The sequence below is a fragment of the Moraxella nasovis genome (assembly GCF_022701215.1).
Taxonomy (GTDB): domain Bacteria; phylum Pseudomonadota; class Gammaproteobacteria; order Pseudomonadales; family Moraxellaceae; genus Moraxella; species Moraxella nasovis.
In genome coordinates this window covers 934457-947398 of sequence record NZ_CP089976.1, presented here as the reverse complement: position 1 = coordinate 947398, position 12942 = coordinate 934457, and the positions used below count along the sequence as shown (strand labels likewise).

The 12942-nt window shown below is 43.1% G+C and carries 13 protein-coding genes; 6 read left to right on the top strand and 7 right to left on the bottom strand.

Annotation, left to right across the window (positions count from 1 at the left end; translation table 11 throughout):
- Positions 1-7 precede the first annotated feature (7 nt).
- Positions 8-1252, top strand: a complete 1245-nt coding sequence (locus LU293_RS04750) for an APC family permease (protein ID WP_242749443.1) — start codon at positions 8-10, stop codon at positions 1250-1252.
- A gap of 337 nt (positions 1253-1589) precedes the next feature.
- Here LU293_RS04750 and LU293_RS04745 read toward each other — a convergent pair whose 3' ends face one another.
- The 3 genes from LU293_RS04745 to gshA all read right to left on the bottom strand — a co-directional run bounded on the left by LU293_RS04745 (position 1590) and on the right by gshA (position 4288).
- The gene (locus LU293_RS04745; protein ID WP_242749441.1) at positions 1590-2057 is read right to left on the bottom strand and encodes an acyl-CoA thioesterase; all 468 of its coding nucleotides are present in this window, start codon (positions 2055-2057) and stop codon (positions 1590-1592) included.
- Positions 2058-2208: 151 nt separating this feature from the next.
- Positions 2209-2712: a disulfide bond formation protein B gene (locus LU293_RS04740; RefSeq protein ID WP_242749439.1), complete on the bottom strand. Its 504-nt coding sequence runs from the start codon at positions 2710-2712 to the stop codon at positions 2209-2211.
- 16 nt (positions 2713-2728) lie between these two features.
- Complete coding sequence (gshA, locus tag LU293_RS04735; protein ID WP_242749437.1) at positions 2729-4288, bottom strand: glutamate--cysteine ligase; 1560 nt, start codon at positions 4286-4288, stop codon at positions 2729-2731.
- A gap of 206 nt (positions 4289-4494) precedes the next feature.
- Between gshA and tyrS the strand changes: the two genes are divergently transcribed.
- From tyrS to LU293_RS04715, 4 genes are read left to right on the top strand one after another with little or no spacing between them, the layout of a single operon-like run.
- A complete protein-coding gene (tyrS, locus tag LU293_RS04730; RefSeq protein ID WP_242749435.1) occupies positions 4495-5706 on the top strand; it encodes a tyrosine--tRNA ligase in 1212 nt (403 codons plus the stop codon).
- A gap of 9 nt (positions 5707-5715) precedes the next feature.
- Entirely contained in the window at positions 5716-6126 is a 411-nt protein-coding gene (locus LU293_RS04725) for a hypothetical protein (protein WP_242749433.1), read from the top strand.
- Complete coding sequence (locus LU293_RS04720) at positions 6123-6608, top strand: PDDEXK family nuclease (protein WP_242749431.1); 486 nt, start codon at positions 6123-6125, stop codon at positions 6606-6608. Before LU293_RS04725 ends, LU293_RS04720 begins: the two co-directional genes overlap by 4 nt.
- Complete coding sequence (locus tag LU293_RS04715) at positions 6601-6831, top strand: DUF1653 domain-containing protein (protein ID WP_242749429.1); 231 nt, start codon at positions 6601-6603, stop codon at positions 6829-6831. The genes LU293_RS04720 and LU293_RS04715 overlap by 8 nt, the downstream gene beginning before the upstream one ends.
- A gap of 247 nt (positions 6832-7078) precedes the next feature.
- Here the strand turns inward: LU293_RS04715 and LU293_RS04710 are convergent, their stop codons facing one another.
- From LU293_RS04710 to LU293_RS04700, 3 genes are read right to left on the bottom strand one after another with little or no spacing between them, the layout of a single operon-like run.
- Complete coding sequence (locus tag LU293_RS04710; RefSeq protein WP_242749427.1) at positions 7079-7870, bottom strand: transporter substrate-binding domain-containing protein; 792 nt, start codon at positions 7868-7870, stop codon at positions 7079-7081.
- A gap of 14 nt (positions 7871-7884) precedes the next feature.
- Complete coding sequence (locus LU293_RS04705; protein ID WP_242749425.1) at positions 7885-8667, bottom strand: transporter substrate-binding domain-containing protein; 783 nt, start codon at positions 8665-8667, stop codon at positions 7885-7887.
- 26 nt (positions 8668-8693) lie between these two features.
- Positions 8694-9467, bottom strand: a complete 774-nt coding sequence (locus tag LU293_RS04700; RefSeq protein WP_242749423.1) for an ABC transporter ATP-binding protein — start codon at positions 9465-9467, stop codon at positions 8694-8696.
- 250 nt (positions 9468-9717) lie between these two features.
- Between LU293_RS04700 and LU293_RS04695 the strand changes: the two genes are divergently transcribed.
- Positions 9718-10995 carry a glutamate-5-semialdehyde dehydrogenase gene (locus LU293_RS04695; RefSeq protein ID WP_242749422.1) on the top strand — a complete coding sequence of 426 codons (1278 nt, stop codon included), beginning with the start codon at positions 9718-9720 and terminating at the stop codon, positions 10993-10995.
- A gap of 92 nt (positions 10996-11087) precedes the next feature.
- Here the strand turns inward: LU293_RS04695 and LU293_RS04690 are convergent, their stop codons facing one another.
- Positions 11088-12902 (bottom strand): acyl-CoA dehydrogenase C-terminal domain-containing protein, encoded by a 1815-nt coding sequence (locus LU293_RS04690; protein WP_242749420.1) that lies wholly within the window; start codon positions 12900-12902, stop codon positions 11088-11090.
- Positions 12903-12942 lie beyond the last annotated feature (40 nt).

The following is a 12942-nucleotide window of genomic DNA, read 5'->3' as shown; positions in this document are numbered from 1 at the left end:
TACGCCCATGACCGCCAATAACAACCGCCAAATCTCACCCATTCAAGCCATCGCCGTAAGTGTTGGGGCGATGATTGGGTGGGGTGTATTTGTCATGCCAAGCGATTTATTTTTGGTCAAAAGCACGCTACTTGGGTCGGCGGTGGCGTTTGTGTTTGGTACATTGCTCATTACGTTGGTGGCTCGCTGTTATATGAATTTAATGAAGCTGCACAGCGATGAACAAGGGGGTGTGTTTTGGGTGCGTCATTATTTGGGCGACAGGCATGCCATGATTTATGGCTTTTGCGTGCTGGCGGGTTATTTGGCGATTGTGGCGTTAAACACGTCTGCCATCACGTTACTGCTTCGTAATCATTTGCCTGCTGATTGGCAATGGCTGCCTTTGTACCGTATCAACGATTGGCAAATGTTTGGCAGTGAGCTTATCATCTCATCTTTCGTGCTTGTGGCGTGTGCATGGATAAATAGCAAAGGCATTAAGCATGGGGCTTTGGTGCAGCTTATCATTGCCTTTTTGATGGTTGGAGCGATTATTGTCTTAAGTGTTGGCTCGCTTTGGGTCGCTCCCCATGCCTATTTACCACCCCTTAAATCAGAATTAGGGGCGTTTGACAGTGGCTCGTGGCTTGCTATACTTGCTATTGTGCCTTGGGCGTATGTCGGCTTTGAAACCACGCCAAACATCGCCAAAAATATTGCCACATCTAAAAAGCAAAGCACACACATCATCTACTTGTCTATTTTTTCTGGGCTTGTGTGTTATTTGCTTGTTAATTATTTTACTGCCTTAAATGTTAATTTTGATTATGCCGCTATCAAAGAGCTGTCATGGGCGACAGGTGCAGGCGTGCGTGAGCAACTTGGGTCGGCAGGTATGGCGATTTTGACGCTTGCTATGGCGTGTTCTATTATCAGCGGTATTAATGGCTTTTTGTTATCCGCTTTGTCATTGGTTGAATCCATGAACGAGCAGCGTGTACTGCCAACGTTTTTATTTCATGGCTTTCACGAGCAAAAGCCAAACCCGCTTATCATTACCATGCTAACCTTATTGTGTTTAAGCATGACTTTGCTTGGGCGTAATCATCTTTTGACGCTTGTCAATATCGCATCGCTTGGCATTGCATTTGGGTTTATTTATGTTATTTTGGCAGACATCATCTCACAAAAACAGCACAAAAAAAGACTGCGATTATCAAGCTGTCTTGCGTTGGTGGTGGGGGCGTGGTTTGTGTGGTTGGTTTTTTAAAAGCGGTGTCAAGCAGGTTATTTTGATAAAATGAATAAATCGCCCAATGTATCAAACCGCTCATGCATCTGCTGATTAAATCATCTTACGCATCATTTATGCTTTAATGCGTGTACTTAAAGCGATAGCACAAATTGGCAATCACCCAAAACAGCGTCCTAGCGATACATCAAAGACAAGCTTAATCATCGCTTTATCATAAAAAAAACTGGGCTATGTTTGCTTTATGAGAGATATTTATTTAAAAAGGTGGTATGACAATAAACATCAAAAAACACCGCATTACACGGTGCTTGACATAAATCTACTGGCTTATATGTGGTTGCTATTAGAGTAGTTAGTTTTTACAAGTTCCGCTAGTGTCTTGTAAGCGAATTTCTTTGCGTTTGAGAGCGTCTTGATGGCGTTTTTTTTGTTCATCGGTGATAAGCTTAAGTGCCGGCACAGGCGTGGAACAACCTTTTTCATCTACTGCTACCATCGTGAAATAACAGCTGTTGGTGTGACGAATCTTGCCTGTTTGGATATTTTGAGATTCTACACGCACGCCTACTTCCATAGAAATTCGCCCTGTGTAATTGACACTTGCTGAGAAAGTAACCAGCTCACCGACGTGAATTGGCTGGCAAAATACCACTTTATCCACTGATAAGGTAACGACGTATTTACCGCTATAACGACTGGCACAGGCATAGGCGACTTGATCGAGCAATTTTAAAATATCGCCACCATGAACATTGCCTGTAAAGTTTGCATATTCAGGTGTCATTAGAACAGACATTTGTAATTGGTGATGTTGGCTCATGGTTTTTCCTTGACTGATTGTACCCATATTTATTGGTTAAAATTGTAAAGCATAAGTGCTGTTTTGTCCATTGCCAAAGGTATAAATACCAAAAGGCTCTCATAGCTACTCAAGGCTGCCGCTTTCTTAAAGTAGTAAGTGGCTTTTATTTTTATCGCTTAAGCACTTTTAATCCCATGATTAGTACCACCCCAAATACTCCAAACATCGCCAAAGTCATCTCAGGAATGCTTATCCCAAGCAACTGCCAATCAATCACCGCACATTCACCAGAGCCTTTAAGTACTTGTTCAAACACTTGCAGTATTGGCAGTGTCTCTACCCAATAATTAAGCCCAGGCCCACACGCAGGCACTTGGTCGGCAGGCAGGTGCTGTAGCCACACATGACGAGCTGCCACGCCTATGCCCCAAAGCACGCCTATCATCATACCAAGCCAGACAGACAGTTTTGCCCACACTTTTTTGGGATTGATAAGCATACCAATAAAGGCAAAAGCCCCCATGATCCACACGCCAATCCGCTGAAAAATACATAAAGGGCAAGGATCAAGCCCCAAATGCTTTTGAAAATAAAAAATTGCTACCAATGTCGCCACAACACTCATTATAAATAAGCAGGCACACAGCGTTTGAAATGTTAGCTTTTTTGGCATGGCAGTCATACCTTAATCAGCGGTATTGCCGAAAAAATTCATCAAAACTTTGTGTTTCTTCTCGCTCAAGGCGTTGCTGTTCGGCGAACGACTGCACCGCAAGCTCATAGAATTTTAGGGTGTCTTCTACGCTGATGGCATGAGCAAGCAGCTCGTTTTGGTGCTTTTTGGCAAGCTCTTGACCTAGCTTCCATGTACTACCAAGTCTGCGACTGTCAGACTCAATCTGTGCAGATAAGGTCAGATTGGCATTATTTGCCTTGCCTTGCATGAGTGTTAAAGCGGTGCGATAGGTGTTACCGCCGTGATATTCATCAAATTTATCAGCGATTGGTTGCATTTGTATCAGTCGCTCTTCGATCCATGTGCTAAGCTTTGTATTGCCTGTGGTGGTATAGATAGTGGCATCAGGGCTGCGTCCATGATTGACGACAATCTCGACATTATCAGCAAGACGCTTTTCTTCATCAGGTAAAAGCTCAGGCGACTCTGAAAATAAGCAGTACAATGCTAAAATCTCCAAAAAGCATGCCGTTTCGGTGGTGATGCCAATATCGCTGTATGGGTCTAGGTCAATGGCACGAAATTCCACATAGGCGATGCCCCGCTTATCAAGGGCTTGGGTGGGGGTTTCGCCAGATTTGGTGACTTGTTTTGGGCGAATGGGGCTATAAAATTCATTTTCAATTTGTAAAATATGGTCGTTAATCTGTATTGGCTGACCATCTTTATCATCTACGCCAATCTTGCTAAAGTCAGCAAATGGTGTATCAATCGCCCGTCTTAAGCCCTTAATGTACTCACCAAGCTCATTATAACGAATGTCTAGGTCTTCTTGGACGCTGTTGGTGTAGCCAAGTTTACCCATGCGTAGGCTTGTTGCATAAGGCTTATAAAAAGTTGTGCAGCTGTCTTTGGTGAGTGGTATTAGATCATGCTTGCGACCTGTTAAAAAGCAGCCGCACACGCTTGGGCTTGCTCCTAGAAGGTATAGCACAAGGGGGGTTAGGCGTTTAAAGTTACGAATTAGGCTTAGATATTTTTCATTTTTAAATTCGGTAAGATCGGTACGGTTTTCTGCTTTCATCCATTCGCTAAATAAATCATCACCGATAGATAGGTTATAATGCAGTCCTGCTATAGTTTGCATTTTTCGTCCATAACGCACACCAAGCCCAGAGCGGTACAGGGTTTTTAGTCGTCCGATGTTAGATGTACCATAATTTGCCAATGGGATATCTTCATCATCATCAGAGAGCATGCACGGCATGGACAAAGGCCACATCATCTCGTCATTTTCTAGGCTGCGATGTACTAAGACGTGTAGCTGTCTTAGCATGTCAAGGGCGTCCTTGATTGTATCTTTTGGCTCGGTGATAAGTTCAAGCAAGTTCTCAGAATAATCTGTGGTGATAAAAGGGTGAGTTAGCTTTGAGCCAAGTCTTGCAGGGTGAAATGTCTTAGCAGAATGACCATCTGGCTGCATTCTTAACCCTTCTTTTTCGATGCCACGCTGCATGCCTGCGACAAGATTGGAGGTGAACCATGTGGGTAAAGTGGTGTTGGTGACTGTCATTGTTGTCTCTTTTATGAAAATTTAGCCCATTATAAAGATAAGTTTGAAAGTTGGCAAAGAAAATCATCAGTAAGTGTACCAATATGATGGGTGTTTGTTAAGGTGTTTTTATGCAGTAGTTGTCTTTAGTCTTGTGATTTTGCATAAAATTGTCTAAAAAATTATGCTAAAATGCACCGATAGTTAATGAAATATTAAGGTCAGTCATGAGTAATTTTCTTTCCCCAACCGAACAACTTAAACTGCTAAAGCGTGGCGTGGTAGACATCTATTCAGAAGATGATTTAATCAAAAAACTACAAGAAAATCGTCCACTACGAATTAAGCTAGGCATGGACCCCACCGCCCCTGATTTGCATTTGGGGCATACGGTTGTTTTGAATAAATTGCGTCATTTTCAAGATTTAGGGCATGAAGTGCTGTTTTTGATTGGTGATTATACCGCTCGTATTGGCGACCCAACTGGCAAAAACACCACTCGTCCGCCCTTGTCCGAAGCAGATGTCAAGCACAATGCCCAAACGTATGCCAGTCAAGTCTTTAAAATCCTAGATAAAGACAAAACCAAAATCATGTTCAATTCTGACTGGTTTGGGCAAATGTCGGCAGGGGATATGATTGCCCTAGCCAGTCAGCTGACCGTTTCTCGTATGCTAGAACGTGATGATTTTTCAAAACGTTATAACAGCCAAACACCGATTGCCATTCATGAATTTTTGTACCCATTGGTGCAAGGCTATGACAGCATCGCCATGGACAGCGATGTGGAGATTGGCGGCACGGACCAGACCTTTAATGTGCTGATGGGACGCACGCTCCAATCTCGCTATGGCAAACAGCCACAAGTGTGCTTGACCATGCCTTTGCTTGAAGGGCTTGATGGCGTGAATAAAATGAGCAAATCGCTTGGCAACTATATCGGCATCGCAGAGCCTGCTGGCGTGATGTACCAAAAAATCCTATCCATGCCTGACACACTGATTGCTCGTTATTTTGAATTGTTAAGTTTCAAGCCGATGAATGAAGTCAATGACTTGTTAGATGAGATGGCACAAGGACGCAACCCCCAAGAACTCAAACGGATATTGGCACTAGAATTGATTGAACGCTTTCATGACAAAGACAGTGCTGACAATGCCCATAAATCGGCAGGTAACCGCTTGGCGGACGGCGAGCTACCCATTGATTTGCCAGAAGTTACTTTGTCATTAAATGGAGCGGACAAATTATTTATCACGCAAATTTTAAACCAAGCCAGCCTTGCCAAAAACTCCGCCCAAGCCAAAGACATGCTCTCTCGTGGGGCGGTCAAAGTAGATGGCGAAGTTGTGGTCGCAGGATTTGCCTTAGAACAGGGGCAGACGGTCGTAATTCAGGCAGGTAAAAAGGCGTATGCTCGGGTGAGTGTGGTTAATTAAGGATACATAATGAAAATTATTTCTCTAAAAACAGGTCAAGAAATTTATGGGGTTATTTACAACAATAACCCTAGTCAAATCCAAGAGATTTTAAATGAGCCAAAAGTTTTGCATTGGCATAGTACATTTGAGCAGTCTCAAAAATACATGCAGCCACTTTTAATTGCTTTTAATTTCTGCTATTTTCAAAAAAGCAACACAGACAATGATGAATATTCTTATTTATTTGATAAAGTATCAAGCAATCATTTTATAGTGGGGATATTTGAAGAAATGGGTGGTAAAAATCACATTTACATACTGCAAAATTCCAATAATAACCCTATTGCTTTGGATAAGAACGTTTTGGATAGTGATATTAAAAATATCACTGTGAAAAATTTTGTTGAAAGATTTCTATTAATTAACCAAACATTATGAAATCATCAGAAATTATAGATTTGTTGTTGCAGGCACAGTCTTGTGCTGAAAAAACCCATGGAATTTCGAATATTTTGCAACCAGGTATTGTAAAAGAATTAATTATGGCTGAGATATTAGGTCACCAGCTTATACCACAGAAAGACCTCCCTGATGCCAAAGATGAAAGTGGTAATTTTTATGAATATTTAGCTAGCATTAGAAGGGTTAATACAAAAACAAATAAAGGTTGCAGTTTTCAAATGGATAGAATAACAAAAAGCAATCTTTCAAGAGTAACCAGAAATCGTGCTTTTTATTTTGGTATCTTTAAAAATCACCTGGAGATTGAACAGGTGTGGATTGTTGAAGTTCCCATAATTTTACAAGAAGTGGAAAGACAATTAGATAAATGTAAAAATGAAATAGCTCATGTAAATTTTCTATTAAAATGGCTTGAAACCAATGGCAAGTTAGTTTATCAAACCCAAAATCATGAATAATGCAAATTTAAAAACAGGCATCTACCGCCATTACAAAGGTAAAGAGTACCAAGTCCTGCACATTGCCCACCACAGCAAGACAAAAGAGATGCTTGTTGTCTATCGTGCCTTATATGGCGAGCGTGGGGTGTGGGTGCGACCTTTGGCAATGTTTTGTGAGATGGTAAACATAAACGGTCAAGATGTGCCAAGATTTAAGCTGATTAAAGAGTTATCATGCTAAGAAATTTTAAGGAATTGCCATGAGTGAATTTAAAATAACCGACCTTTAGGCGGATTATATGTTCTAGATACAGGTTTGCTTTATGATTTTCTTTAAGAGCTAAGCAGACAGCCGTATAGCCGTATATAAGTGGGCAAAAAGCTTATGCTAAAGTAGATCAGTCATCTATCATCTGGTTGATAGATAAATATTCACCAAATAGCAGACATAAAAAGCCGCACTAAGTTGTGCGGCTTTTGTCTATCGCTTAGTGTTCTTTAGCAGCTTCTAACGCTGATAAGTCTAAGTATTTATTGACAATTTCATTGTACTTGCCGTTTGTTTTTAGGGTGGCAAGTGCGGCGTTAAACTCATCTTTTAAAGGGTCGTTTTTACGTAAAGCGATAGCGACGGTATCACCGATGTCGATCGCATTACCTTTGATCTCAAAATCTTTACCAGCATCGGTTGTTAGCCAGTCTAGTGCTGGAACGATGTCACTCATCATTGCATCTGCACGACCTGCTGATAGATCTAGATACGCATTTTCTTGTTGGCCGTATGTTTTGAGCGTGGCGGCTGGTTGGTTAGCAGCAACCCAGTCAGATGATACCGTAGCAAGCTGAGCGGCAACGGTTTTGCCTTCTAGGTGGTTGGCATCCATATCCACGCCTTTTTTGCCAAGAAGTACGATGCTGTTATCAAAATATGAATCGCTAAAATCAACCACTTCAGCACGCTCTTTGGTTACAGACATACCAGCCATGATGGCATCAAATTTATTGGCAGTAAGACCTGGGATTAGTCCGTCCCAATCTTGAGATGAAATTTCACACTGGACTTTCATCTCATCGCATAAGGCGTTCGCCAGATCGATCTCAAGTCCGACAAGGTTGCCTTGGTTGTCTAGATAGCTAAACGGCTTAAAGCTTGATTCAGTTGCGATATGTACGACACGTTCAGCATCAGCTGCTGCTGTGGTCTGTTCGTTGGATTTATCGCTACCACAAGCAGTTAAAATGCCAGCGGTTAGTACGGTGGTAAGTAGTTTAATTTTCATGGTAATTTCTCTGGTTATTTATTAAAATTAGCCGTTTCAAGCTCGGCAAGTTTACCGCTTTGCTTGATCTTAGCAAGAGCAGCATTGATTTCATCTTTTAATGGATCGCCTTTACGCACAGCGATACCTAAATTGTCGCCATTGTCAAGCTCTTCGCCCACCAAGCCAAAGCCGTCAGAGTTTTGTTTTAGCCAGTCAGCGGCGGAGACTTTTTCTGCCATAACAGCAACGTTACGTCCTGCTTTCATGTCAAGATAGGCATTGGTATAGGTGTCGTACAGTTGCACACGGTTGCCATCTTTACCATCATACTTCTCGGTGATGTAGTCAGCTCCTGTGGTTGAGCGTTGTCCGCCTAGCACAGAATTGGTGATGTGGTTTGGGTCAAAGCTGCCGTCGTTTTTGGCAAGCCAAACGATGGTATTTGAAAAATAAGGGTCACTAAAATCTACTTGTTGTAAGCGTTCTTCGGTGATAGACATACCTGCGATGATGGCATCATATTTATTTGCCAACAAGCCAGGAATTAGCCCGTCCCAGTCTTGGGCGACAATCTCACACTTTGTTTTCATCTCTTCACAAACAGCATTGATGACATCGACATCAAAGCCGACAATCTGACCATCTGCAGTGGTGTCGTTAAACGGAGGGTAGGCAGCTTCTGTGGCTATACGAAGGGTTTTTTGTTCGCTATTGGCGTCAGTGGTAGCGACCTGTTCGGCAGGTTTATTGCATGCTGTTAATGTGGTGGCAGCAAAAACGGCTGTACCTAAAACAAGAGATTTTAAAGTTGACATAACAGTCTCCTTTTATTGGTGAAAAACTAACGGTGTGATGCCATAAATTCACGCACACGTTCTGATTTTGGGTTGTCAAAGACTTCTTCTGGCGTGCCGATTTCTTCGATACGCCCTTGGTGTAAGAAAACGACTTTATTAGAAACTTCACGGGCAAAACGCATCTCGTGAGTAACGATCAGCATGGTACGACCTTCATCAGCCAGTTCACGCATCACAGACAGCACTTCATTGACAAGCTCAGGATCTAAAGCAGATGTCGGCTCATCAAATAGCAGCACCTGTGGACGCATGGCAAGCGAGCGGGCAATCGCCACACGCTGACGCTGACCACCTGACAGATTATCAGGATAAGCATTTTGTTTATCTAGCAGACCTACTTTGTCCAATAATCGCTTAGCATCTTCGATGGCTTCAGCTTTATTAATCCCAAGCACTTGGGTTGGACCTTCGATGATGTTTTGTAAAATGTTCTTATGCGGCCATAAGTTAAAATTTTGAAAGACAAAACCAATTTGTGAGCGTAAGGTTTCTAGCTGTTTGGGGCTAGCTGCCACAAGTTCACCGTTTTTTGGCTTAAGCATCAGCTCTTCATTGCCTACGATGATTCTGCCACGACTGGGTTTTTCAAGCAAATTAATGCAGCGAAGCAGTGTGGACTTACCAGAGCCTGATGAGCCTAGGATGCTGATTACATCTCCATCATGGGCGGTAAGAGAGACGCCTTTTAGGACTTCTAGTGAGCCGTAATTTTTGTGAATGTCTTGTAAATCTAGGGCGATAGGGCGGGCATTTGTCATGATTAGGTATCGTTTATTTGGCACTAAAAGTAAATAGGCTATTTTCACCCAAAACCGCCATAAAAGGCAAACATTTTTTTACTTATTTTGCCAAAAACTTACAAATTTTTAACAGTTTTTATGATTTAACCCGTTATCCTTGTCTTTGGCTGTTATTTGTAAGAACCAAAGTTGAGCGATGAGTGTGTCAGTTGTCAAGTGTGACTTGCTGTTGTATTATGGCGTTTTAGGTAAAGATGCAAGGATTATCATGGCTATCAACGACATTCACGAGTACATGGCAAATGTAGGTAAGCGTGCAAAAGTGGCGGCAAGCACTCTAGCTGCGAGCGATACACAGACGAAAAATTTGGCGTTATGTGCCATTAAAAATGCGATTATCGACCATAAAGACGACATTTTAAGCCAAAACGCCATTGATGTGGCAAATGCCAAAAACAGTGGGCTAGATAGTGCTTTGCTTGATCGCTTGGTGATTGATGATGCTCGCTTTGATGGTATGGTCGCGTCTTTAAATGATGTCTTAGGGTTACAAGACCCTGTGGGTGAGATTGAGCAGATGACCTATCGCCCATCAGGGATTTGGCTTGGCAAGATGAGAGTGCCGCTTGGGGTGGTGGGTATGATCTATGAGAGCCGCCCAAATGTTACCTTGGAGGCGGCAAGCCTTGCTATAAAGTCAGGTAACGCCATTATCTTGCGTGGCGGTTCTGAGGCGTTTTACTCAAACCAAGCCATCGCCCGCTGTGTACACATGGGGCTAAAGGCAGCTAATCTGCCAACAGACTGCGTGCAAGTGCTAAAGACAACCGATCGCAGTGCTGTGGATAGCCTAATCACCATGACAGACTGCGTGGATGTGGTAATCCCCCGTGGCGGCAAGGGGCTTATTGAGCGTATCTCAAAGGGTGCTAGCGTGCCTGTCATTAAGCATTTAGATGGCAATTGTCATACTTATATTGATAAAGATGCGGATAATCAGATGTCGGTAAGTATTGCACTTAATGCAAAGACTTCTCGTTATGGCACGTGCAACACGACTGAGACTTTGCTTGTGCATGAAGACAAGGTAGATATTTTGGTAGATGTGTTGTCTGCTATGGCAGCTGCTGATGAAAATATGCAATTTAGAGTGTGTCATCGGTCGCAGTCGGTTTTAGCCAATGCTAAGCTTAATATAATACCTGCCACAGAAGATGATTGGTATGCAGAGTATTTGGCGCCGATTTTGGCGGTTAAGGTGGTAACAGACATTGATGAGGCGATTAGTCATATTAATCACTACGGCAGCCATCATACTGATGTTATTATCACTAATAACTATGCCGATAGCCAAAAATTCATTCGTCAAGTGGACTCATCTAGTGTGATGGTAAATGCGTCTAGTCGTTTCGCTGATGGTTTTGAGTATGGACTTGGAGCAGAAATTGGCATCTCAACTGATAAAATCCACGCTCGTGGGCCTGTTGGGCTTCATGGGCTTACTTCCCAAAAGTGGATCGTGCTTGGCAGTGGTCAGGTGCGATAAGCTAAACCCTAAGCTTATGGCTTAGGGTTTAGGGTTAATCCGATAAGTCTTAGGCGGTTTATCGGATTAATTGTGCGGTTTTGGGATATGAGCTAGAAACTAAAATGCTCAATATCCATCTGCATCATGACACTGCTTGGCGTTGTCATCGCTTCAGCATGAGCGTTGGTGCGTGGCAAAATTTTCTCAAAGTAAAATTGAGCGGTCTGGGTTTTGGCAAGATAAAACTCGTAAGGCTGCTCTCCGCCATTTTTCATCTTATCAAATGCAATCGCTGCCATGCGTGCCCAGTGATATGCCATCATTAGATAACCTGAGTACATTAAAAAGTCATCAGACGCTGCTGAGACGATATCACGGTCTTTGCGTGCAGTCAGCAGCAGGCGTGCAGTTAGCATATTATACTCAGCACACAGTTTGGTGAGCGACCAGACGAATTGACGCATGTCCTTATCTAAGGCGTACTCGCCACACCATTTCATAATGCCTGCAGTGTATTCACGCACCACCTTGCCACCGCCATGCAGCAACACTTTACGCCCTAATAGGTCTAATGCTTGAATGCCTGTCGTGCCTTCATATAAGGTTGAGATACGAGCATCACGAGCAATAAGCTCCATGCCAGTTTCTTTGATATAGCCGTGACCGCCATAGATTTGTTGACCGTGTTTGGCAGCTTCGATGCCAAGCTCTGTTAAGAACCCTTTTAGGATAGGCGTATAAAAGCCTAATTTATCATCCCACTTTTTGATGGCAGCTTCATCTTCTTTGATGATGGCATTTGCCAGATGATCAGCATAGCGTGCCGCATGGTAAACCATGGATCTTGCCCCTTCGGCAAATGCCTTTTGGGTCAGTAGCATACGGCGAACGTCTGCATGATGAATGATGGCATCAGCTGGCTTGTCAGGCTCTTTGACGCCCGATAAGGCACGCATAGAACGGCGTTCTTTGGCATATGGTAGGGCGTTTTGAAAGGCAAGCTCGATATGTGCTAAGCCTTGGATGCCTGTGCCGATACGAGCGGTATTCATGTAGGTAAACATCGCCTTAAGCCCTTTGTTGGGCTCGCCAATTAAAAAGCCTGTCGCTCCATCAAAGTTAATCACACAAGTGGCACTCGATTTAATGCCCATTTTATGCTCAATAGAGCCGCACACCACTTGATTGCGGTCGCCTAATTCTCCTGCCTCATTTGGTAAAAATTTTGGCACGATAAATAAAGAGATGCCCTTAGTGCCAGCAGGTGCGTCAGGTAAGCGAGCCAATACGATGTGAACGATATTTTCTGTTAGGTCGTGTTCGCCAGCTGAGATAAAAATCTTAGTACCTGTGATGGCGTATGTGCCATCTTCGTTTGGTGTGGCACGAGTTTTCATTTGGTTTAGGTCGGTGCCGCAGCCAGCTTCGGTTAAGCACATTGTCCCAGACCACTCCCCTGTAATTAGCTTAGGTAGGTAGATGGCTTTTTGGTCTGGTGTGCCATACTGTAAGATGGTGTTCACCGAGCCGATGGTAAGACCAGGGTACATAGACCACGGCCAGTTGGCTGTGCCCATCATCTCAGATTTGATGAGATTAAGCGACATTGGCAGGTTCATACCACCGTATTCTTCAGGAAATGAGATGCCTTGCCAGCCACCTTCAACGAACTGCCGATATGCTTGTTTAAAGCCTGTCGGTGTCGTTACCTCACCATCTTTAAAGCTGCACCCTTCAGCGTCTGCAGACTGATAAATAGGCGAAAGCACATTTTCAGCAAAGTCGGCAAAACCCTCGACAATCATGCTGACTGTCTCAGGGTCAGCGGTACTGCCATTATCTAAGCCTTGATAGTGGGAATGAAAGTCGAATACTTCATTAATTAAAAACTTAATGTCTCTAAGTGGTGCTTTATACGTCAGCATGGTATATTCCTTAATATTGTTATGGTCTGTGTGTCAAAAG

Coding starts and splice junctions, on each gene's coding strand:
- LU293_RS04715 (WP_242749429.1), top strand. CDS start 6,601: ATGAATAATGCAAATTTAAAAACAGGCATCTACCGCCATTACAAAGGT.
- gshA (WP_242749437.1), bottom strand. CDS start 4,288: ATGACAGTCACCAACACCACTTTACCCACATGGTTCACCTCCAATCTT.
- LU293_RS04720 (WP_242749431.1), top strand. CDS start 6,123: ATGAAATCATCAGAAATTATAGATTTGTTGTTGCAGGCACAGTCTTGT.
- LU293_RS04690 (WP_242749420.1), bottom strand. CDS start 12,902: ATGCTGACGTATAAAGCACCACTTAGAGACATTAAGTTTTTAATTAAT.
- LU293_RS04705 (WP_242749425.1), bottom strand. CDS start 8,667: ATGTCAACTTTAAAATCTCTTGTTTTAGGTACAGCCGTTTTTGCTGCC.
- LU293_RS04710 (WP_242749427.1), bottom strand. CDS start 7,870: ATGAAAATTAAACTACTTACCACCGTACTAACCGCTGGCATTTTAACT.
- LU293_RS04700 (WP_242749423.1), bottom strand. CDS start 9,467: ATGACAAATGCCCGCCCTATCGCCCTAGATTTACAAGACATTCACAAA.
- tyrS (WP_242749435.1), top strand. CDS start 4,495: ATGAGTAATTTTCTTTCCCCAACCGAACAACTTAAACTGCTAAAGCGT.
- LU293_RS04750 (WP_242749443.1), top strand. CDS start 8: ATGACCGCCAATAACAACCGCCAAATCTCACCCATTCAAGCCATCGCC.
- LU293_RS04695 (WP_242749422.1), top strand. CDS start 9,718: ATGGCTATCAACGACATTCACGAGTACATGGCAAATGTAGGTAAGCGT.
- LU293_RS04725 (WP_242749433.1), top strand. CDS start 5,716: ATGAAAATTATTTCTCTAAAAACAGGTCAAGAAATTTATGGGGTTATT.
- LU293_RS04740 (WP_242749439.1), bottom strand. CDS start 2,712: ATGCCAAAAAAGCTAACATTTCAAACGCTGTGTGCCTGCTTATTTATA.
- LU293_RS04745 (WP_242749441.1), bottom strand. CDS start 2,057: ATGAGCCAACATCACCAATTACAAATGTCTGTTCTAATGACACCTGAA.